This is a genomic window from Bacillus sp. AFS002410 (assembly GCF_002556365.1).
Taxonomy (GTDB): domain Bacteria; phylum Bacillota; class Bacilli; order Bacillales; family Bacillaceae_G; genus Gottfriedia.
Map to the genome: position 1 here is coordinate 331,083 of NZ_NUEU01000009.1, position 22,827 is coordinate 353,909.

Below are 22,827 nucleotides of genomic sequence, written 5' to 3' on the forward strand. Positions count from 1 at the left end.
AACTTTTACTAAATTCTACATTACAACATAGTTAGTTAAGTTATATTTAAATTTTCTATTAAAACAGTACTCGCATTAGTATCAGTAACAACATTATTGAAAACATTTCTTGCAATGATTATTGCTTTAGGCTTTGTCAGCCAATGCAAACTAATATTGGTGTTTTCTAAATAACTATTGGCAATAATAGAAGTCGCATTATTATCAGATTTTCTAATTATAGCGTTCAAAAAGGTACTTCGATTGTTTAAAACATTACCATTGTAATTTAGACCAACGTTTTGAAAAAGACAACTCTCTACATTTATTTTTCTCGTATAATTCGTGTCGCCAGATCCAAGGTTTATATCTCCACCTAATATACTAGTTTTAGCTCTTAAAAATTTGGCATTACTCAAATTACAGCTTTCTAGATTTACTCCACCTTCTATTACCGTCAAACCTTCTATTGTATTAGGTCGCCCAGTATAATTTTGTGGTGAAATAATCCCAACTTCATAGTTTTTTACATTAACGTTTTTAACAACTCCGCCTGTCAAAATTATAGAAAAGCCGTCTGTTAAAGTATTATCACTTCTCCAATCCCTTTCAACAGTAATATTAGAAATACTGCAACTTCCGTAATCGTATCTACTAATATTAAAACCTGGTATTCCAGTATCCATAATAACAACAGGTGTTCCACCTTGCGTTTCAGATACATTGAAACTATTTGATGTAACATTAGTGGTATAATAAAGTTTATCTACACTAATACCCGAAGGAACTTTTCCAACCCATTGTTCAAAACATACCTTTGCACCGTTCCCTACGCCGTGCGCACTACTAAAGGTGAATGTTCCAGTTGCAATATCTACAGTTGGTGTTCCAAAATATCCATAAACACTTGAACCGTAGAATAGACCATTCTTGATCTTACAGTTATTAATTACTGCACCTTTAATGTCTATTAGCTTTATATTACCCTTATCGCAAATTGCCCCATTTACATAATTGTCTCCTTCTACCCAAAGTTCACAATTGATAAAGGTATTATTTATATATTTTACATACCAGTTATTATAGTAAGAACTTATCCCACCAACATTATAGCCTTCAAATATATTATTTTCTAATGTTATATAAATGCCGTCTGCATTTACAAAGTGACCATTCGCGTTATTAGAAATGTAATTATTACAAATATAAATTCTGGTATTTAGCTCTAACCCTTGTTGATTCAACTCGGGTCGCCAAGTTGGTATATTACTTTCAGACCACATGGATTCAATATCGATTCCAAACATTGGAGCAGTTCCATCTATTGTCAAACCGTCGTCGGCTAGTCCAATATGATGAATTTTATTGTTATAGATATTAACATCAGTAGATCCTGTTAAAGATATTCCTTGTCTCCGACAATGATGAAAATTACAATCATGAATAGTTATATTTGCCCCCATATCCTCTTGAGTATAATCAGATGGATTAGTCTTATATTCCAACCAGCTAGTTATGAGAGCATCCCCAGTACAATCTTTTATATCAATATTTTCAATTTCAATATTATTTGATCCCGCTATCTCTATGCCATACCCCCACTCATGCGTGTAATTTTGACTATCAACCTTTGCATTAATTTGAGCAATTTGAGCATCGGTTAATTGTGAAGATGAAATATTAATAACAAAAACCATTTTATTACAGTTTTCAATCTTATCGAACCATCCTCTTCCAGTTGGAGCTGCGGGTGCAAATTGACCATCTGTCCTAAACCCTACTAATGTATTGTTAGAAACCGTGTTATTATATTGATAAAAACTATATCCATTAGCTGTTAAACCAGATATTGACCACAATCTAAACGCTGTTAATAATCCCGGGTCATTGTATCTATCTACGATTACACTTCGAATAAAATTAGGATTATCATTGAACGTGCCATCTGCATTTATTCCTCCCCTAACAAACTTTACATCTAGCTGATATCTATGGTCCTTTTTATCCCCAATAATTTTCCCACCGGATATCTTTACGTTATTAACACCTTTTAAACTAAATATTTTATACCAAGGTGAAGAGTTAGGCTCCAATTCTATTACACATTCATTGGACATTTCAAAATGTAGTCCACTTGGTATATCAATACATGAAAAGTTTGTATTATCAATTATTAATTTGTATATGCCACTTGGTAAAACCACATGATTATACCCCTGGGATACGGCCCATTCTATTGCTCCATTTATTCCGTCCGTGGTAGACTGTGCATCAGTTCCATCATTTTTAATATTCCATCTTATTAATTCCAATACGTAAGAATTAGTTGTATTTTCTACTACCGATTTGGAAGGTGCCTTAGAAACCCACTTTAATTTAGAACTATTATAGGTTAATACATCGTTATCAGTAGGAACCTTGGTTGTAAGGTCTATATCATCAAGATTCTCAAGATTAGCATTTATCGCCATTGTTTAATTACACTCCTATTAGTAATATATATATTTTTATATAATGCTATTAAGAGTGAAATAGCTTGGATATTTTATTAATTAAAAAGTACATTTTTGTACTTTTTGAACAATATATTAGTTTAATAGTTTAAATATCTTTAAATACTATATTTTAATAAGCTATTTTAGTTACATGTTTCCATTATTTATTTTTCCTTATACCGGCTACAAAACATAAAGCCCATTCTATAATGAATGGACTTTATGTTTTGTAGCGTTATTCAAAGAAAAATATTTCTATAGATTTAATACTCTATTGGTCAGGTTTGATAATTCATTCAAGGCTATTAACCCTGATGAAAACAATTCAAAATTAACATTTAATTTCTAAAGGACTTTCTAATAAATTTTAGAGGAAGGAATTTACATAGATAATATTCTAGTTTGAATAGTATGTATCTTTGATTTTGTTTTTTATGCCCATCCACGGCTAATAGCCACTGATTTTTTGAAATTTTTAACTGATCTATATTGTGCATTCCCTCAGTATTCCAATCGTGTTCCCTTTTAGTGCCATTAAGTACAACACTTATCTCTTCCTCTTCATAATCTAATTCTGTAAGCTTATTTATTTTTATAATCCTAACCGCACTTCCATAAGAAGCTTCTCCATCCTGGGCATACCTATAAATTTCTTCATTGTTTATTATAACTCTACCACCGGGTCTAGTAATAATATTGTTTCCCTCTATTATTGGACTTTTTAGATGTTCCTTCCATTCACCTAATAAATGTTCAGAATAAAATAAATGCAGGCCTCCACACTTTGCAACCAATAACCACCATTTATTATTATATTGAAATATACTTGGATCCAAATACTTTCCGTCAATTAACTTCTTAACCACTTCCCAATCGTATGGAAAGTTTTTAGATTTATATAAAAAAACGCCATTTGCTTCATTTGTCTCCGGAATCATATAAAAATTATCATTGAATTTAAAAACGTAGGGATAAGAAAGATGATATTCTTTTTTAAGAATAACCTTTTTATAATCCCATTGTTCCCCATCATTGCTAGTTGCTAAACTAATAACTCCTTTCCTGGTGGCTTTATTTAAAACCTCAAAAAACATATAAAATGTTGAATTATTTTTAATAATAAACGGATCCGCTACAAACTCTGCATGCACATCAGTAACATCACTGGCCTCTAGAGTCGGTCTTCCTAAAATTTTTCTGGAGATTGGTTTAATCAAAAATGTGTCTGATTTGAATACTTTGATGGACCAAATATCCAAAGTAATTTTTTTCATAAACACAAAAGCGAACAGAGATGTTAAAATTACTGTAAATGCCCCAAACAAAAAATACACTTTTTACACCACACTTCATATTTATTTATATCCTAATTACATAACTGACTTTACTAACTTATTATCTATTTCTACTAAACTACCTTTATTCATTTTGAATACAATATCGCATTTTTCAATTGTACTTAGCCTATGTGCAATAATAATTAAAGTTTTATGACCTTTTAAGGAATCTATTGCCTTCATTATTTCTTTTTCGGTATTATTATCTAAAGCTGATGTTGCTTCATCCATAAATAAAATTTCAGGATTATGGTATAACGCTCTAGCAATTCCAATCCTTTGACGCTGACCACCTGATAGCCTTATGCCCTGTTCCCCTACCTCCGAATCCAACTGTTTTGGAAGTGATTTTACAAAGTCCTTTAATTGTGCTTGTTCTAAAGCCTTCCACACTGCTGCATCGTCAATCTCGTCAACGTCTATTGCAAAAGCAACATTACAACGGATCGTATCATCAGTTAAATATATTGATTGTGGGATATATCCTATTCTTTTTTGCCATAGACTTTTAATATTCGAAAGATCTCTACCATCTACAGAAACTCTTCCTTGGTCAGGCTGAAATAGACCTAGTATAATATCAACTATTGTTGTTTTTCCTGCTCCAGATTCACCAATAAAAGCGACTGATTTTCCTATTGGTATAGTCAATGAAATATTGTTTACTGAATAATCTTTTTGGTTAGGATATTTAAAAGAAACTTCCTGTAATTTAATTTCATCTTTAAAATATTTTTTACTTAAACTCGTATTGATTGAATTTAAATCAGACTGTTGAATATTGTTTGTTAATTGCTCATTATTAGTAAATAAATCTTCATAAATTACAGATAATGCTGGTTGACTAAATCGAATCATTGCAATAAAACCTATAATTCTATTAATAGAAGGCATCAGTCGAAACGCCGCCATTGCAAATAGAGCCATGGTCGAAATAAGCTGTGAAGTATTTTCCTTTTGGAAGATAAGAATAATCATTGTAACGAGTACGACTGATACTAATAAGGTCTCAATAAAAAGTCTTGGGGCTTGATCTAGCATTTTTATAAACATATTATGTTTAGCATTTATACCACTTAATTCAGAATAACTTTTAATAAAGAAATTTTCCTTTCCAGAAACCTTAACTTCTTTACTTGCTCCTAGACCCTGATTTACCCATTTAATCATTAATCCACCAACTTTTTGTTGCTCTTTTCCAAGATAGCTGATCTTTTTACGGAAAAATTTTAAAAAAAGAAGTACACTTCCACCTAATAATAAAGAAGCCGTTAAAGTTGCAATTGGAGATGTTATTAATAGGAGAGCTAATATACAAATAGTTACGAGAATTTCTGTTATTAGTTGAAACAAAGAAATAACAATGCCTTGAAAAACTTTTGGGACCTCGGCATTAACATTTCTAAGCAAATCTGCTGTATTTCTTTGTAAGTGGAAAGTGTATGGTTTAATAAGATATTCACGTAATAGTTTACTGGACAATTTAACTTGTTGATTTAGTACAACTCTGTATTGTAAATATTGAAAAAATAAAATAAAAGAATTTTTCAGTAAAAATACAGATAGTAAAACTACTACTAAAAATATAATAAATGATGTGTTTGAATGAAAGTTAAATAACTCGTACAGGTAAGATAAAACTGTTTGTTTTTGAATGATTTCCGGTGATGTAACAATACCAACAAAAGGTATAATTAGACCTATTCCTATAGTCTCAAAAAAGGCAGCCATTAACATCATTATAAATAAAATTGTGATTTTTCGTTTTTCTTTTTTGTTGAAGATTTTCAATAATTTCAAAATATCGTCTTTCAACTGTCTCACACCTTTGTAAAATATATTATAGATTCCTGAGAATTTACTTCATTTATATTTAAAGTTCCACTAATCGATTCTATTATTTTAGCTTACAAAATTTCAGCAAATTAGTTTGATACTTTTAGCTTCTCCTTATTTAAATCTTCTTTTTTTAAAACCTTTGGTGAAGCGTTACAGTTCCCATCAATATATCTCAAATGATTATTAGTAACTTTATCTTTGTACATAGAATTTTAAAATATAGTCTGGAAAAAATAGCTCGTCAGGAGCTAGTACAAAGTATAGTAGTTTCATAAATTTGTATCCTTTCTAAACAAAATTCTATTCATCATACCCAAAATCATTTATCAAATCTTTCTTAATTTGGTTTATTTGTTCTGGTGTTTTTCTAGGCCAATATGTATCGTATACTGGCTTGACTTTTAATTGAGCCTTATGTTTATCTAAATAATCTGATGTTTTTCCAATAATCCTAGCCGGATTACCAGCAACTATACAGTTATCGGGGATATCTTTTGTTACAATTGAGCCTGCCGCCACTATAACATCACTCCCTATTTTTACATTACATAAAACTATGCTACCATAACCTATAAATGATCTGTCACCTATAATAACTTTACCTATTTTGGACTTCCCAGTATATAACTTCATACTCGCATCATGTGCCAATATAGTACTATTTGTAATGGTTACATCATCTCCAATTTCAACTAGCCAACAATGTCCAAAATCGATGTGGCTATTAAAGAAGTTGAAGTTCTTTCCATGTTTTAATCCTCTTTCTCTTAGAATTTCTATTTCTGATTTTGGATATAATTTATTTTTAATTCTAAAGGTTAACGATTTTACTATTCTCTTTAACATATTGCCCCCGTGTATATAGACTAATTGTTCTTATAGAAAAACCTTGAGTAAAAGGTAAGATATTGAACAACATTGAGTAAACACCAATATCTTTTGTATCTCCTTGTGAAAAGTCTATTGCTCCATCTCTCCTTGTAACCCCCATTAAATAACATATAGCTTTATCCGTACTACTTATACATTCATCAGAGATATCCTCTATTTTCGAAGCGTTTAACATAAACCAGCTTAATGTAGCTGTTGTTGACGAATCCGCTCTAGATTCTGGTCTCGTAACGGTCCAGTTCCAACATCCATTTTCTTGTTGAAATTCTATTGCAGAATTTGCAAACCTTTTTACACTATCCTCTAAAGTTGTTTTATATTTATGCTCTTGTGGTAACTCATTCCATGAGTCAATTAGCCCTATTGAATACCAACCGAGTCCTCTTCCCCACCCATATAAACCTAGAGGCATTTTATTTTCAATTTTATAAGCATGACTTGGAATATTAAACGCACCCAACATACCATGCTCTTCATACTCTTTTATTTGTTTTACCGCTAAGTCAATACATTCTGGTTTATTAAATTTCATTCCATAAGAAATTAAAAAAGGACATATAAAACCTATGGTATCTACATATCTGTAGCTATTCATAGATTTCCTATATCCTACTATCCCCTCGGGTCCTATATGATCTTGTATTAAATCCCAAGTGTAATCTAAAGCTTTTTTATATTTGTCTGATTCTATAAAATCTAATTTCATAATAGCGTACGAAAGTATTGCAACATCAATATTTTTGGGATTGCGCTTCCATTGACCATTACTATCAAATGTTTTATTTAAAAAGGCCTTCACTTGATTTTCAACTTCATTTACACTGTTTAATTTTGTATATTCAGATAAGCCAAGTAACAAAGCAGCCTCTTGCCAATGTTGTATCGCCCTTCTTGTATAATTTCCTTTTAATATGTCTATTACGACAAATCTTGTATTATCAGTTACTTTTATTTTTGGCATGTTAAGCAACCAGTTTATAGCTTTTTGTGTTATGACTTTCTTCCAGACTTTTTTATCATCAAATCTTCCTATATGAATTCTACTTAACCAATCTCTAAATAGTGGCAGAATATCTATAAAAATGACCATAGTTATTATTATAAAAAATATAAGACAAATTATTTTTAACACCATTTTAATTTCCTTTCTATTTTTCATTAAACATAAAATAGAGCTTTTCTATCTCTGACTCTGTACCGAGTTGTTCATTGGATAAGTTAGATATAAGCTTTTTCTTTAATTGATCATCTTTAATTAACCTTTTTATTCCGTTTGCAATTGAGTTTGGGTCCATTTTAACAATAATGCCATTTACATTGTTTTGAATTTGATCCTTAACCGTACTAAAATCTGTCACTATAATAGGTTTATTTAGAATTTTCGCCTCATCAATTGCTATTGATTTTCCTTCGAACCTAGAAGGTTGTATATATATATCTGAACTCCTTATAAATGGATAAGGATTATCTTTAAGTCCAAGTAGTATAAATCTTTCTTTAAGGTTTTTTTTCTCTATGAGCTCCTCTAGGTGCGTTCTTTCTTCACCTTCACCAATTACATACCACTTAAATTCAAGTCCGTATTCAACCAGTTTTTCGCATGCATCAACGGCCATATCAAATCCCTTTTGTTCATGTAACCTACCTATTGAAACAAGTTTAATTCCACTGTAGTGTCTATCATTATCTTTTATTGATTCTAACGACAATTTATTTATAGTTGATGGCGACAATATATTATGCATTACTTCTACTTTTTGTTGATATTTTGGGAATATAGTTTTCAGTACAGTTGCACATTCATTTGAAACCGTAACAATATTATCTAATTTACTAAAATAGTTATTATCGATTTTTGAATCCATTCCTAATTTTTCATAATCATTGTGAATAAAGCCTAACTTCTTCTTGGCGCTAACTTTCTCAATACAAAAATAAACTGGGCTATTTTCAAGATATCCTATTGCTATATCGTATTCTTTATTTATTCTTTGAATGGACCTAGATAAACACTTCCATACTTTTTGCTCTTGTATCGATTTATTTTTTTCTGTTTTAAATATGTAACCCGCGTAAGCTCTAGAAATTGCAATATCAAATCTGCCCTTTTTTAAACAAGACTTAATAGCTGCTTTAATTGACATATCAAAATACTTGTACTCCAGTGGTTCTTTAAGTAGATTTACTTCTTCGGGCAATTTATTAAGAAACAGTCCTTCATGTTTAAATAAGAATAAGTCAACATTGTACTGCCTGTAATCGAGTGTTTCTAGTAATGATATTAGTGCTTTTTCAGCACCACCACAGTTTAAATTATTAATAATAAATAAAATGTTTTTTTTCAATAACATCAACTCCTAAAACAACTCATATAACTTATTTATTTCTTTTTCCGTTCCGAAATTTTTATGAGATAAATTATTTTTAACTTTGCTTTTCATTTCTACATTATTAATAAATTTTTCTATACCAATTGATATACCCACTTTTGTCATTTCGACTATTAGTCCGTCTTCACCATCAGTGATTTGATCTCTTGCTGTTTCATAGTTAGTAACAACAATAGGCTTGTTTAAAATTCTTGCTTCTTCAACTGCTATTGACTTACCTTCGTATCTTGAAGGTTGTACATATACATCAGCGTTCATTAAATATGGATAAGGATTTTCTTTAACCCCCAATAATTTAAACTTTTCTCCCAGTCCATAATGACTAATTAATTTTTCTAGATTTTGCTTTTCCGTTCCTTCGCCTAATACAAACCATCTAATTTTATGTCCTCTACTTAATAATAAATTACATGCTTTAATTGCTATGTCTAAACCTTTTTCATGACTTAACCGAGCAATAGTAAGAATGTTAATATATTCTTTATCGAAAATCATCTCATCTTCTATTTCTTGAATAGCCAGGTCCCGTATGATTTTAGTCGAGACTATATTATTTACTACTTTAATTTTATCTTTTAAATGAAGGAAGTTTTCCTTTAATGAATTTCCACATTCGTCAGAAACAGTAACAATATAATCTAACTTTGTAAAATAAGGATTATCTACTTCCTTTTTCATTTCTGAATTGGAGTAGTTTGTATGAATCCAACCAATTTTTTTTATTGATTTTACTTTATCAATAATGAAATAAATTGGATTCATCTCAAGATATCCAATTGCTATATCATAATCTTTATCAAGAATGCTTAATGATTTACTAAGGTATTTCCATGAATATTGTTCAGAATTAGAAACGTCTTTTACAGCTTTAATACTAAAAGAATACTTTAATCTAAAGTAGGCCAATAGAAATTTTCTTTTTTTCACAAAACTTTTTATTGATTTTAACACTCCGGTAGTAAATATATTATATTCGTTAGGAGTATTTAATATATTTACTTCGCTAGGGATCAATTTTAAGAATATACCGCTTTTATTTAATAAAAATAAATCAACGTTATGTTTTTCATAATCAATTTGAGATAATAAGTTTACTAAGCTCTTTTCCGCTCCACCAGCTGATAAATCAGACATTACAAATAGCAAATTTTTCTTCATCTTGCATCATCTAATACTAATTTATTTAAATAGTCAGCTGACTTATATGACATTTTTTTTATTTTGGGTATAGCTTCTTGCAACATCTTTTTAATCGGCTCTTCCTCTCTTACCATTATCTCAAAATTAGTTATAAGCTTTTGGCCATCTGATATATCACTAATTCCTAAAACTAATTTTTCTTCCCCAAATAAATCCTTTGCTATCCCCTTAGACTTTACACTATATCCTAAGACCATAGTTGGTACACAAGAGGAATATGCAGCAATGGTTGCATGAGTACGGGCCCCAATAAAATATCTCATTCTACCAATATAGCCTTTATATTGCATTGCATTTAAGTTGTCAGGCAATAATATAATTCTACCTGTTGTACTAAACTTTTTATAAAATGACTTAAGAACCTCATAATCATTATTACCATCTTGAATAACATGGGGAGTTAGTGCAATAGTTAATTCTGTAGTATCTAATATATAATTAATTAGGTCTATTATTGAGTTTGCAGAAGCTTTATTTCTTTCTAACACTAGTGGACTAAAATTAATTCCAATTGTTTCTCCCTCTTTCCATCCTTCAGGTAATTCTAGCTCTTCCTTATCCATTGTAAATGCAGGGTCAGCACATAATTTCACATTGGATAGCCCGCTACTAATTAGTGTATTGTAAGTTATAGATTCCCGTGCAAGAATTAAATCAAATAGTTTCAGGTCTTCTAATTTCCTTTCAGATAAATCTTCTTCGCCAATTGAACACCCCCATAAAACAAGTTTCTTCCCTTGTGCCTTTATCCTTCTATCTATTTCATACCAACCAGGCTGTTCACCGTAACAATAATTATCGCCACCTATTGATAAACAAACATCTACATTTTTTATATGTTTAATAATATTGTTATAAATTTTTCCCAACGCATAGGATTCATCATTAAAAAACTTCACTTTAAGTGAAGAAAGTAGCCAATCATAAGAGTATTTCTTAATACTTTTTGTCGAAGCATCAAATATGCCATCCAACTTAGTAATTATTTGATCTGTATCGGGCCTACCAGACGCTAAGTAAATCTTGGGTTGACTAATTCTTTCCTTAATGAGATTAGCTGATGAGCGAACAATTGCCTCACATCCTCTGTTAAGGCTGCCATCGTGTGCAAACATCATAATTTTCACAATAAATTCCTCCTAAAATTATTTATTTCTGAATCTACTGTATGCCGTAAGAAAATATAATCCAATAATTGATTTTTTTTGAATTAGATTAAAAATTGACTTCTCATATCTACCTAAAGAATTATAATTCTCGTTATTTTTATATTGAGATAGTGCATTTCTGAATTCCTTATTGTAAATCATACTCTTTACAAATTTATATCTTCCTCTTATATTCATCTCTTGGGAGGGTACAAAATAGATATGTATGTATGAAAATACACTATTTACAAATTTTATTGACCTTAATTGGCTGATCTTTGACTTATCGACTTTTGCATATATATCTGGCAAATCTGATTTATAAACTTCTAACGCACGTTTAAAATAATCTTTTTCTGATATATTCCTAGTAGCACTGCCTATAACTTCCCTATAGTAATACCCTGTGTAATCAATATATTGCATAGTAGCCGCATTACTAAAAAAGTGTATATTAAACATTCCATCTTCACCTAAAGCAATTTTTTCAGGAAACTTTACGTTATTTTCATTTATTACTTCTTTCTTATAAAGTTTATTAACCACACTATTCAATTCTTCTGATTCCAGAAAATACGGTAGTATTTCATGTTCAATATAATTTCGATCATGAACTCTGTTTTTCAAAAATGGATATCTAACAATAACCTCCCTTCCATTGATTTCACTTTCAAAATTTGATAATACAACATCACAACCACTTTCGTTTGCTGTCTTAAATAATACCTTATACATATCATTCCTTACATAATCATCAGCATCAACAAATCCTATATATTTACCAGTAGCTATTAATAAACCATTATTCCTTGCGATGCTTACACCTTGATTCTCTTGATTTATTAGTTTAATTCTTTCATCAATTGTTTGATATTTTTCAACTATTTTTCTACTATTATCTTTGGACCCGTCATTTACAAAAATAAACTCACACTCTTTTAACGTTTGTTTTAAAAGTGATTCAATACATTGAGCAATAAATTGTTCGGCATTGTATACTGGTATAATTACACTCACTTTAGTACTCAAGTTTAAATTACTCCTTTACTTATTTCTTTCTGTGCATTATATTTCGCGTCATTCTCGTTAAAAATTCTATATAACTTATCTAATTCAAATTGATTATTATATTCTTTATTTTTACAGTTTTTAACCAGTTCAGTTCTAAGTAACGAGTTTTTATAGATACTCTCAATCCCATTCGCTATTCCTTCAATTGAACTTTCACAAATAACTCCATCTACACCATTTAGAATCTGACTTTGAGCAGTTGGATAATTAGTTATCATAACCGGTTTTGAAAGTACTTGAGCTTCCGTTACAGTAACTGCTTTACCTTCATACCTAGATGGCTGCACATATAAATCACAAGCTTTAATATAAGGATAGGGGTTAGTTTTTTTACCTAATAATATGAAATGATTATTAAGATTATTTTTCTCTATCAATTCTTTAATCATCTCTTCGTCTCCACCAAATCCCACAACATACCAAACAATTTCGTTATATCCTTTTTCAACTAATATTTTTAATGCTTTTACAGCATTATCTATCCCTTTTGCATGCGATAATCTAGCAACTGTTGCAATCTTAAATCTGTTATCTGCAATCATAAGGTTATCCACTTTATCTTCTGCCATTATTCTAATAAATTCGGGCGAACAGATATTTTCTATTACTACTACTTTCTTTTCTAACTCACTATATTTTTCTAGAAATGAAGCCTTACACGCATCTGATACTGAAACTATATAATCGAAATAATTCCACATTTTTAAATCCAACTTAATATCCGTTGTTATCGTAGAATAATCAGTGTGAATCCATGCAATTTTCTTTTTTGCTTTTACTTTTTTGGCAATAAAATAATGTGGCCATAAGTAGCTAATTGCTATGTCATACTCTTTCCTCATTTTTGGAAGAAAAGGTAATGTGTACTTCCACATTAACTGCATTTGAATATAACCTGTTTCTGAGTTTTTATATCTTCTACCTCTTAAATTTGAAATGATCTTAGATAAAATTCTCCCTAAAGCTATAAATATATGCCCATTTTTAACAGTGTCTTTAATTGATTTTCTAAACGTTGTGTATTGCTCAATTTCGTCTAGTTTTTTTGTTTTCTTTGATACTGATTTTAAAAAATCCCCTTGATGTCTATATAAAAATAATTCAACATTATTGTTTTCATAATCAAAATTATCAAGCATACTTATAAGACTTCTTTCTACCCCACCAACTTCCATGTCAAATGAGGCTATTAGTACATTCTTCATTTTTGCCTCCTATATCCTTGATACCAATTTTCTTATTCTTGCAATATTTTCTCCACCAATTAGTTTGGAAGCAAAGAGTTTAATATTACCTTTAATTCTCTCTCTATGTGGTAACCAACTTTTATAAAAATGGTGCATAGCATATGTGTCTTCAGTAATAAATTTTCTGCAATTAATATAATCATAGGGAGAAAAATAATTCTGAGGATAGAAAGTCCCCATACCATCTATTTCTTGGTATTCTCCGTTAGTTTTTAATCCTTTGTTTTTTAATAGATCGGTTACAATAGCTACATTCGTTAGTTGATTCTGGCTACCATCCTCTTTAATATAATTTTTGTTTTTATATGAATCTAAAAATAATTTAATTAACTGATTACCTTTAACTGCACCAATTGTACTTGTAGCAATAAAATTTTCTTGTTCAAATCCCCAAAAGGCATCGTGGTGTAACAAGTCATTAAATGATTTAAATACTTCTACATCCGTATCTAAGTAAATGCCACCGATTTCATATAGGGCATGCAATCTCACATAATCACTAACAAAAGCAAATTTTTTTGATTCATATGCTTCGTTTACGTATTTATTGCAATTAGTATTAAAATTCATTTCATTCCACTCAATAATTTCATACTCGGGTAAAATAACCCTCCAGCTTTTAATACATTTTTTAACAATATCAGGTTTTTCCTTCCCACCAAACCAGCAGTAATGAATAATTTTAGGAATTTTCGTTTTACTCATTCTCAATTTTCTCCTTATGAAAAAACACTATATTAGTCTTCTCTATTACTATTCTGCCATTTTATAAATTCGAAAACCTTCTTATATTCATGGAGTTTTTCGATTTCAACCCCAAAATCTTTTAGCTCTTTTACTAAATCAAGAACCTCTTTTTCTGGTAGAAATGGTACTTCTGGCTTTGAATCTAACAAAGTTTTTAATTCTACATTTAATACTTTCGTAATTTTTTCCATTACTTGAATAGATGGATTATCATTTAATTCGCGTTCAATATTGCTTAAATATGATTTTGAAATATTTGCCTGTTCAGCAAGTTCTGACAACGTAAACCCTTTTTTCTTGCGTATTTGATGTATATTTTTCCCAATCATCCGTTTATACCTCACACTTCTTTCATACAATGCCTTCTTTTTTAACACTTTGATCAATCTCACTTTTCAGACAATTAACAACTCTATTTTGTTCTACTTCCGAAAGATTCGACCCAGATGGTAGACATAGTCCTGTTTGAAATAAGAACTCTGCTACATTAGAGTTCTCCGAGTGGGAATAATAGAGATTTTTTTTGAATAGAGGCTGTAAGTGAAGTGGTTTCCAAACATGACGGGCTTCAATATTATTCTCGTTCAATATTTCTATCAGTTTACTTGCAGATATACCTGTTTCCATTTCATTGATCGTGAGCGTTGTAAGCCATCGATTACTTCTTGTATTTTCTAACTCAGGCATAAATTTAATACCCGGTACTCCCGATAATTCTTTATAATACTGATCAAATATAATTCTTCTTTTAGTTACACGGTCATTTAATACTTGTAGTTGCGCTCTACCAACTCCTGCTAGTATATTACTCATTCTGTAATTATAACCAGATACAGAGTGTTGGTAATATGGTGCCTGATCACGAGCTTGAGTTGCCAAAAATCTAGCCTTCTGAATTGCATCAATATTGTCGGAAATTAACGCCCCTCCACCGGAAGTTGTAATAATTTTATTGCCATTAAACGAATAGATGCCGAATCTACCAAATGTTCCACTTGCTTTTCCCTTATAAGTAGACCCCAATGATTCAGCGGCATCTTCAACGAGAGGAACATCATATTGGTTACATAGTGCAAGAAGTTCATCCATTTTAGCACTCTGACCATAGAGGTTAACTACAATAACTGCTTTAGGCAATTTTTGTTCTAATTGAGCTTCTCGTAACGCTCTTTCTAATGCATTTGGAGACATATTCCACGTATCAGGCTCTGAATCAATAAAAACCGGCTCAGCTCCTTGATAGACAATAGGATTTGCACTAGCAATAAAGGTAAGACTTGAGCAGAACACTGTATCCCCTTTTTGTACATCTAATAAAGAAAGAGCCAAGTGAATCGCTGCCGTACCTGAATTTACGGCAATAACTTCACTGGCTCCCACATAAGAGGCAATTTCTTGTTCAAATGCATCTACATTGGGGCCAAGTGGTGCAACCCAATTTGTATTAAATGCATCTTGTATATATTTTTGTTCTTTTCCACTCATATGAGGTGGAGATAGATAGATTCTGGATTGATTCACCTAATAACAACCTCCGTATCCTTATAATTTTTTTATTACTTTTAAAGTATTCTCGCAGGGCATCCAACAGCTTTTTTATATGGTGGTATGTGGTCAATTACTGTTGAGCCTGCGCCTATAATTGACCATTGCCCAATTTTAATACCTGGAATTACAGTTGCTGAAGCCCCTACGTGTACACCTTTTCCCAATGATACATTTCCCGTTAACGTTGCATTTGGTGATACATGGGTGTAATCGCTTATTGTATTATCATGTTCAATGATAGCACCCGTATTGATAATACAATGTACTCCAATTTTTGCATTTGCATTAATGACCGCTTTAGGCATAATAACTGTTCCATTACCTATAATAGCCGATGAACTTACTACCGCCGAGGGATGTATTACTGATAAATAATTTTCTATACTTATATTTATTAATTCCGAAATTTGTTTTCTACTATTATTATCTCCAATTCCTATTACAACCTTGGTATTATCATTTAGCTTTCTTTTTAATGCTGATAATGGTGCATGTACAATTCCTTTTTCCAGAACTTCCTCTTCGTATTTATCATCTAATATTGCTGTAATTTCATGATTTAATAAAAAAAGCATTTCCTGAATTACTTTACTATGTCCGCCGTCTCCTATAATAATTACTCTCATACTACATCACTTCATTTGATCCACTAAATTTTTCCACCGTCACTTGTCCTTGTTGAGTAATTCCTTCCCTTTTAACGACTTTAATAGCCGTCAATATCAGGATCTTAAAATCTAGAAATAGATTATGGTTTTTTACATACCATATGTCCAAATTAAATTTCTCCTCCCATGAAATCGCATTCCTTCCGTTCACTTGAGCCCATCCGGTTATTCCCGGTTTAACATTATGTCGTACCATTTGCTCATCCGTATACAGTGCTAAATATTCCATTAAAAATGGCCTAGGTCCTACTAAGCTCATTTCCCCTTTTAATACATTTAGGAGTTGTGGAAACTCGTCTAAACTATATTTTCTTAGGAATTTACCAAACGATGTTAAACGTAATTCGTCAGACAATGCATTTCCTTGGCCATCTTTTAAATTTTTCATAGTACGAAATTTATATAGATAAAAGGGCTCCCCATTTAACCCAGGTCGTTCCTGAGTAAAAAGAATGGGTGACCCCATCTTAAATCTAACCAAAATTGCAATAGTAAATATAATTGGACATAACATTAATAAAACCCCTAGAGAAACAGTCAAATCTATTACTCGTTTCATAAACCTTACTCCTATTTATTTTTCTATTTAGAATTTACTGAGTTGGTCTTACAAATCATTTCGATAGATTGTATCATCTCTTTAACAAAATCTTTTGTTTTTATTTCGAAGTTTTCATTTCCTTTTTTACAATGAATCTCAAGTATTTCCATTAACTGTATTTGTGTTAACTTTATAGTCTCCAATATTATCCCTCACTCACCGCTCCTGCTTTAACTAGTGTCGAATGTATATCACTATCTACTTGATATCCACTAGGATTATTTTTCTGCCATCTCCAAGTATCTTCACACATTTCTTCTATACTACGGCTTGCTTGCCAACCTAATTCATTTTTTGCCTTAGTAACATCAGCAAAACAGATTGCAGCATCACCTGGTCGTCTTTCTTTTATTACATAAGGAATTTTTTGATCAGTTACTTCTTCAAATGCTCTAACCATCTCTAAAACACTATAGCCTCTACCTGTACCAAGATTAAAAGCATCTACACCGTTTGTATTCAACACTTTTTTTAAGGCTCTGAGATGTCCAATTGCTAAGTCCACTACATGTATATAGTCTCTTACTCCTGTTCCATCTATCGTATTATAATCATTTCCAAATACACTTAAACTGGACAATTTCCCCACAGCTACTTGTGATATAAATGGCATAAGGTTATTTGGAATTCCTTTAGGATCCTCACCAATTAGACCACTTTCATGAGCTCCAATCGGATTGAAATATCTTAATAAAGCGATACTCCAAGTTTGATCAGATTGAAATAAATCCCTTAAAATTTCTTCAATCATTTGTTTTGTACGACCATATGGATTTACTGCTCCTATTTGTGTTTCTTCAGAAATTGGAATTTTATCTGTAGTTCCATACACTGTTGCGGAGGAACTAAATACAAGTTTCTTTACCTCATACTTTTTCATTAATTCACAAAGGACAAGGGTCCCAGTTACATTGTTATGATAATACTCAATTGGATTTATGGTTGACTCGCCAACAGCTTTAAGACCAGCAAAGTGAATAACTGACTCAATTTTATGTTTTATAAATACTTCCTCAAGATCATCCTTATTTAATAAATCAATATTGTAATATGTAAATGATCTCCCAGTAATATCAGATACACATTTTAATGCTTCCGGTTTACTATTTAAAAAGTTATCTACGACTATAATCTCATATCCTTCATTAAGAAGCTCCACACAAGTATGACTTCCAATATAACCAGCACCTCCAGTAACAAGTACTGCCATCTTTTCATTCCTCACTTTCACAATCATTTTTTTAAAAAAACTAACTTCAAATCCTATAGAAGTTAGTTCATTAAAGGATAAAATATTAAATTTTTCAGTAAAAGTAATTACTTTGATAGTAAATATTTAGGCTAATAACACTTTCGTAATAATAATACATAAAATAAAAAACTAGTATTCCGTAGTAAACTAGTTTTTTATCTTTATCTTTAAATAGCATAATAATCCAAGAAATTAAGATTAATTGATATAAATCAAAATAGATAGAGAACCTTGCAAATATCCAGTTTTGAGTCGCTATAAGCATGAAAATAAAGCCTAGTAAAGTCATATTTACAACAATATCGCTTTTTGGAAAAATTTCTCTCAATTTATCTCTTCCCATAAATGCTAGACAAAGTGGTACCGCGTTCACAATAACTCTTATTGAGCTAGCTCCACCTTCATTGAAGTTTTGATAACCTCCGTATTGTGTTTCTTGTATCGCAGAAAATAAAATTGAAGAAAATTGGCTGTAACCAATTACAATTACAATCGAAAGTAATACTAGAGCAATGGTTACTTTTGACCATGCCTTAAAACGAACTATAAAATATAACGGAATCAGGATTAACGCACTTTGATGAAATAAAGAGGCAAAAAGTATAATGAGAATATATCGTTTCCAATTTCCATCCATTAGAAACTTTATACCCGTAAACGCAATGGCAGCTGCAAGAACTTGTCTAATCCCATTCATAGAAACTAAGAAAAGCCCCCCTGTTATATAAACATACATACTTATTTCAAAAATTTTCGAATAATTATACAAAATCGTAACAATCAATACGTTGGTAATTAGAGCAGTGGTAAAAATCATAATCTGTGGATCATCTGAATAATGTTTTAAAATCATTTGGAGTATTCCAAAACCAATATCTTTTTGGCTTAATACATAATCCCAAGAAAAATTGTACATTTCATAAATATGGACATAAAAATATGTATCGCCAATATTTGATCTTAACCCCGATATCAGCACAAGCGACATTAAGGTACCTAATACTAATATCTTATTTGGTTTAATATAAACTGAAGTAATTTCTGATTTAAGTGAAAAGCTAGGTATTGCAGCATACCTTGCAAAAAATGAAAAAACAAATACCAAAGTAAGATTAATCCATAAAGGAGTCACATTATATTATCCCTTCCAACAGAAAAACAATTCCAACTAAAAAAGTTACTAAACAGTCTTTGCTTTTCTTGTAATATAAAAATACAATGTTATTCCTAAAGGTATAGCAAATAAGGTTAACATTATATTTGGTGTTTCTTTTAGGAAATTTTTATTTTTACTTATAAAACTACTAGATACATAGTGAATAGCTTGTCTAAATTTAAATGTGGAACTAGCAAATGGTAATTTCATCATTTCCTTTCTATAAAAAGCAAATCCCCTTGGATTTTTTAAGTACTGATTTAACATATTATACGAAGAACCGTCTGGAAGATATTCAACGCAACACAATATCTCATTCATTAATAACATTTCGTACTGTTTATCAAGCATATGATATTTATACGCTAGCCCAACGTACCTCTCATTTGTAAAAAGTGGATATGGAAATGACTTTGTTAGCTCAGTTCGATAAACTAGTTTTTTATCCCCTGTTACTCCATGTTTGTTATATAAATCAAATAATCTTGATTTCTTCAAATTGACAGGTAATTTTGTACCAATCACATTTCCATCTGTATAAGAATCTAAACCTATGATTCCACTTACTTCCTCATTACCATACTGATTCCAAAAACGAATAATTTTTTCTACTGCATCCAATGGCATATAGTCATCTGAATCAATACACACATTTAATTCTGTATTTATTATCTTATAAGCAGTATTATGAGCCCCATGCATTCCCTGATTTTCTTGCCAAAAATACTTTATTTCAATTTCATTTTCTTCCATCCAACCTTCTACTAATGCTTTTGTTTCGTCAGATGAACCATCGTCGATTATTAACCAAATAAATTCTTTACATGTTTGATTCTTTAAGCTCACATAACAATTATGAAGACAGTATGCTCGATTATATGTTGGAGTAAATACAGTTAATTTCTTCATATTTTACCTCCCTAACGAGATATATGTCTTTTGAGTAATATCCGCAGTTTTTCGAATGTCATATCCTTTTTGATTCAATGCAATTTCAGCATTTTCTCTAGCCATATTTCCTAAAGATATTTCTAAGATTTTCTGAATCCATTTTTCTTTATCAGATATCGAGCAATATTGGATTAATCCCATTTCCATATCCACTTCTTTTGTAATTGAATCTGAAATAATACAAGTTAACCCAGCACCTTGCGCTTCAATTAACGTTACAGGCAGACCTTCATGCAAAGATGGAAAAACAAATACGTCCAATGCTTGTAAAATCCGATGAATATCATCTCTAATACCTAGTAACATTACACTTTTCCCAATCTGAAGTTCTTGTATCTTAGATTCGATTTTGGCTTGAAGTGATCCTCCACCTACCAAGATAAGTATTGCATTTGGCATTTTTTTAAGTAAGCCAGCGAAAATATCTAATAAAAAAAGATGGTTTTTTTGATGATTAAATCTTCCAACATGGCCTATAACAAATGCTTCGTTATCGATAATTAACTCTTTTCTAATTTCCTCTCTTATCTGCAATGAAAAATGAAACTTATCACATTCAATTCCATTTTTTAATATTAGTGATTCATTTGATCTTTTAGAAAACAACCACTTACTTGCATCCTCAGAACAAGCAAATAGATGTGTAGCATTAGATTCGATTTTTTTACCTGCATACCATTTATAAAATTGTGTAGCAAACCCTCCTTCACTTTTTGTATTATGGCTATGCGCGATGCGTGTAGGAATATTAGCTTTCTTTGCGGCTCTTAAAACCAGTCCACTCATTTTATCCATATGAGAATGAACAATATTATAATTTGGGTTTTTCCTAAAAAATTTATCTAACTTTTTTAAATAACCTAAGTGACCAATTTCTGTTACATATGGAATCCGATGAATTTTTCCACCCATGGCAACTATTTCAGAATCATATGCCCCTTCCTTGCACGTCAAAAAGTCGAATTGCACTTTCGATCGATCAATATTACGATACAAATTCATAATTAGCGTTTCCGCACCACCACGGTTCATATTAACAACCGCGTGTAAAACTCTTAAAGGGTTGCCCACGTAGTATCCTCCGTTTCATTCATATACCTTCTATAAACCCTACTTTTTTTATCAATTACTTTTTCAATACTGTATTTACTCATTACAATCTTTCTACTATTAATACCCAGTCTTTCTTTAACGCCTTTTCTTTTAATTAGATACTTTAACTTCTTAGCGAATCCATTTGTATCATTACTCTTTAATAACCATCCATTATTGTCATCCACAACAAGCTCCCGATGACCTCTATTATCTACTGCAACTATCGGTAAACCACAGGCCATAGCTTCCATAATATTGACTGGTAAACCTTCCCGTAGACTAGACCCAACTGCAACATCGCACATTGGGAGAATATATTTAATATCTTTTCTATAGCCTAAAAAGTCTACCATATGAGAAATACCAAGATTTTCTGCCAATTGCTTACACTCGTTAAGTAAAACTCCTTCACCAGCAAGCAAAAGCTTTACATTCAGTGAATCCTCTTTAATTAAGGCCAATGAATTAAGAAGAAATTGTTGATTTTTATTTTTGTTAAATTCTGCTGCATAAAAAAGTAAAAAGTCATTTGGATGATAACCAAACGACTCTTTCAGTACCTTTTTATTCAATTCATCTATTGGCTTAAAATCTTCCGTATCTACTCCAACACCGTGTATATGCTCGATTTTTTTTACTTTTAACTTATTTTTAGATAGTTCATAATCTTCTTTGTTAATTGTTATTAAACAATCAGTTAGAGGAGCCATGAATTTTTCAATTGGATAATATAATAACCAGTTAAGTATTGGAGCACCCACACAAAAATGAAATCCATGAGCCGTATAGATTACTTTCGTGCCTTTAACTCTAGACTTTCGAGCTGCAAGACGAGTAAGAATGCCTCCCATTGGAGTATGGCAATGTATGATTTCATATTTATTCTGATCAATAATCGTTTTAAGCTCCCTTAAAGCATTAATATTTTTCAATTTGAAAGGCGACCTTTGGATAGATAGATTAAATTTTTGATCTACGTATGGGATGTTTATCTCACCATTTGCGGCTATGTGTACTTCCCAGCCATTCTCCTTGAACCATTTAATATATGGCATATGAAATGCTGTAAAATGATAATCCACGGTTGCACAAAAAAGTACTTTTTTAACCATTTCTTTCACCTATTAATTTTTGAAACTCAATCGCTATGGCGCTTGTCACTGGAAGAAATCTAGCTCCTAAACCCCTGGCTGGAATATTTGCTCTTTTATC

General features: G+C 31.0%; 20 protein-coding genes. All 20 read right to left on the reverse strand.

Annotation, left to right across the window (positions count from 1 at the left end; all coding sequences use genetic code 11):
* Positions 1-35: 35 nt before the first annotated feature.
* The 20 genes from CN692_RS09235 to CN692_RS09330 all read right to left on the reverse strand — a co-directional run bounded on the left by CN692_RS09235 (position 36) and on the right by CN692_RS09330 (position 22,727).
* Complete coding sequence (locus CN692_RS09235) at positions 36-2,183, reverse strand: right-handed parallel beta-helix repeat-containing protein (protein WP_257143998.1); 2,148 nt, start codon at positions 2,181-2,183, stop codon at positions 36-38.
* 629 nt (positions 2,184-2,812) lie between these two features.
* On the reverse strand, positions 2,813-3,799 hold the full coding sequence (locus CN692_RS09240; RefSeq protein WP_142317512.1) for a glucosamine inositolphosphorylceramide transferase family protein: 987 nt from the start codon (positions 3,797-3,799) through the stop codon (positions 2,813-2,815).
* 45 nt (positions 3,800-3,844) lie between these two features.
* Complete coding sequence (locus CN692_RS09245) at positions 3,845-5,635, reverse strand: ABC transporter ATP-binding protein (protein ID WP_257143999.1); 1,791 nt, start codon at positions 5,633-5,635, stop codon at positions 3,845-3,847.
* Positions 5,636-5,950: 315 nt separating this feature from the next.
* Positions 5,951-6,496: an acyltransferase gene (locus tag CN692_RS09250; RefSeq protein WP_098118865.1), complete on the reverse strand. Its 546-nt coding sequence runs from the start codon at positions 6,494-6,496 to the stop codon at positions 5,951-5,953.
* Entirely contained in the window at positions 6,462-7,676 is a 1,215-nt protein-coding gene (locus tag CN692_RS09255) for a glycoside hydrolase family 88 protein (RefSeq protein WP_098118866.1), read from the reverse strand. Before CN692_RS09255 ends, CN692_RS09250 begins: the two co-directional genes overlap by 35 nt.
* Positions 7,677-7,689: 13 nt before the next feature.
* Positions 7,690-8,886: a glycosyltransferase gene (locus CN692_RS09260; RefSeq protein ID WP_098118867.1), complete on the reverse strand. Its 1,197-nt coding sequence runs from the start codon at positions 8,884-8,886 to the stop codon at positions 7,690-7,692.
* A gap of 12 nt (positions 8,887-8,898) precedes the next feature.
* Complete coding sequence (locus CN692_RS09265; RefSeq protein WP_098118868.1) at positions 8,899-10,089, reverse strand: glycosyltransferase; 1,191 nt, start codon at positions 10,087-10,089, stop codon at positions 8,899-8,901.
* Complete coding sequence (locus tag CN692_RS09270; RefSeq protein WP_098118869.1) at positions 10,086-11,258, reverse strand: polysaccharide pyruvyl transferase family protein; 1,173 nt, start codon at positions 11,256-11,258, stop codon at positions 10,086-10,088. Before CN692_RS09270 ends, CN692_RS09265 begins: the two co-directional genes overlap by 4 nt.
* 18 nt (positions 11,259-11,276) lie before the next feature.
* A complete protein-coding gene (locus CN692_RS09275; RefSeq protein WP_098118870.1) occupies positions 11,277-12,308 on the reverse strand; it encodes a glycosyltransferase in 1,032 nt (343 codons plus the stop codon).
* 2 nt (positions 12,309-12,310) lie between these two features.
* Complete coding sequence (locus tag CN692_RS09280) at positions 12,311-13,555, reverse strand: glycosyltransferase (protein WP_098118871.1); 1,245 nt, start codon at positions 13,553-13,555, stop codon at positions 12,311-12,313.
* 9 nt (positions 13,556-13,564) lie between these two features.
* Positions 13,565-14,302 carry a glycosyltransferase family 32 protein gene (locus CN692_RS09285; protein WP_098118872.1) on the reverse strand — a complete coding sequence of 246 codons (738 nt, stop codon included), beginning with the start codon at positions 14,300-14,302 and terminating at the stop codon, positions 13,565-13,567.
* Between the two features lie 32 nt (positions 14,303-14,334).
* Positions 14,335-14,673 (reverse strand): helix-turn-helix domain-containing protein, encoded by a 339-nt coding sequence (locus CN692_RS09290; protein ID WP_098118873.1) that lies wholly within the window; start codon positions 14,671-14,673, stop codon positions 14,335-14,337.
* A gap of 22 nt (positions 14,674-14,695) precedes the next feature.
* The gene (locus CN692_RS09295; protein ID WP_098119115.1) at positions 14,696-15,829 is read right to left on the reverse strand and encodes a DegT/DnrJ/EryC1/StrS family aminotransferase; all 1,134 of its coding nucleotides are present in this window, start codon (positions 15,827-15,829) and stop codon (positions 14,696-14,698) included.
* Between the two features lie 77 nt (positions 15,830-15,906).
* Positions 15,907-16,518, reverse strand: a complete 612-nt coding sequence (locus CN692_RS09300; RefSeq protein ID WP_098118874.1) for an acetyltransferase — start codon at positions 16,516-16,518, stop codon at positions 15,907-15,909.
* A gap of 1 nt (position 16,519) precedes the next feature.
* Complete coding sequence (locus CN692_RS09305) at positions 16,520-17,119, reverse strand: sugar transferase (RefSeq protein ID WP_098118875.1); 600 nt, start codon at positions 17,117-17,119, stop codon at positions 16,520-16,522.
* 187 nt (positions 17,120-17,306) lie between these two features.
* Positions 17,307-18,371, reverse strand: coding sequence for a UDP-glucose 4-epimerase GalE (galE, locus tag CN692_RS09310; protein ID WP_098118876.1), 1,065 nt, complete (start codon positions 18,369-18,371; stop codon positions 17,307-17,309).
* Positions 18,372-18,465: 94 nt separating this feature from the next.
* Complete coding sequence (locus CN692_RS09315) at positions 18,466-19,545, reverse strand: EpsG family protein (protein ID WP_098118877.1); 1,080 nt, start codon at positions 19,543-19,545, stop codon at positions 18,466-18,468.
* A 48-nt stretch (positions 19,546-19,593) separates the two neighbouring features.
* Positions 19,594-20,478, reverse strand: a complete 885-nt coding sequence (locus tag CN692_RS09320) for a glycosyltransferase family 2 protein (protein ID WP_098118878.1) — start codon at positions 20,476-20,478, stop codon at positions 19,594-19,596.
* Between the two features lie 3 nt (positions 20,479-20,481).
* The gene (locus CN692_RS09325; protein ID WP_098118879.1) at positions 20,482-21,591 is read right to left on the reverse strand and encodes a glycosyltransferase family 1 protein; all 1,110 of its coding nucleotides are present in this window, start codon (positions 21,589-21,591) and stop codon (positions 20,482-20,484) included.
* A complete protein-coding gene (locus CN692_RS09330; protein ID WP_098118880.1) occupies positions 21,576-22,727 on the reverse strand; it encodes a glycosyltransferase family 4 protein in 1,152 nt (383 codons plus the stop codon). Before CN692_RS09330 ends, CN692_RS09325 begins: the two co-directional genes overlap by 16 nt.
* Between the last annotated feature and the right edge of the window lie 100 nt (positions 22,728-22,827).

Coding starts and splice junctions, on each gene's coding strand:
- CN692_RS09285 (WP_098118872.1), bottom strand. CDS start 14,302: ATGAGTAAAACGAAAATTCCTAAAATTATTCATTACTGCTGGTTTGGT.
- CN692_RS09295 (WP_098119115.1), bottom strand. CDS start 15,829: ATGAGTGGAAAAGAACAAAAATATATACAAGATGCATTTAATACAAAT.
- CN692_RS09265 (WP_098118868.1), bottom strand. CDS start 10,089: ATGAAGAAAAATTTGCTATTTGTAATGTCTGATTTATCAGCTGGTGGA.
- CN692_RS09305 (WP_098118875.1), bottom strand. CDS start 17,119: ATGAAACGAGTAATAGATTTGACTGTTTCTCTAGGGGTTTTATTAATG.
- CN692_RS09255 (WP_098118866.1), bottom strand. CDS start 7,676: ATGGTGTTAAAAATAATTTGTCTTATATTTTTTATAATAATAACTATG.
- CN692_RS09280 (WP_098118871.1), bottom strand. CDS start 13,555: ATGAAGAATGTACTAATAGCCTCATTTGACATGGAAGTTGGTGGGGTA.
- CN692_RS09250 (WP_098118865.1), bottom strand. CDS start 6,496: ATGTTAAAGAGAATAGTAAAATCGTTAACCTTTAGAATTAAAAATAAA.
- CN692_RS09290 (WP_098118873.1), bottom strand. CDS start 14,673: ATGATTGGGAAAAATATACATCAAATACGCAAGAAAAAAGGGTTTACG.
- CN692_RS09300 (WP_098118874.1), bottom strand. CDS start 16,518: ATGAGAGTAATTATTATAGGAGACGGCGGACATAGTAAAGTAATTCAG.
- CN692_RS09330 (WP_098118880.1), bottom strand. CDS start 22,727: ATGGTTAAAAAAGTACTTTTTTGTGCAACCGTGGATTATCATTTTACA.
- galE (WP_098118876.1), bottom strand. CDS start 18,371: ATGGCAGTACTTGTTACTGGAGGTGCTGGTTATATTGGAAGTCATACT.
- CN692_RS09320 (WP_098118878.1), bottom strand. CDS start 20,478: ATGAAGAAATTAACTGTATTTACTCCAACATATAATCGAGCATACTGT.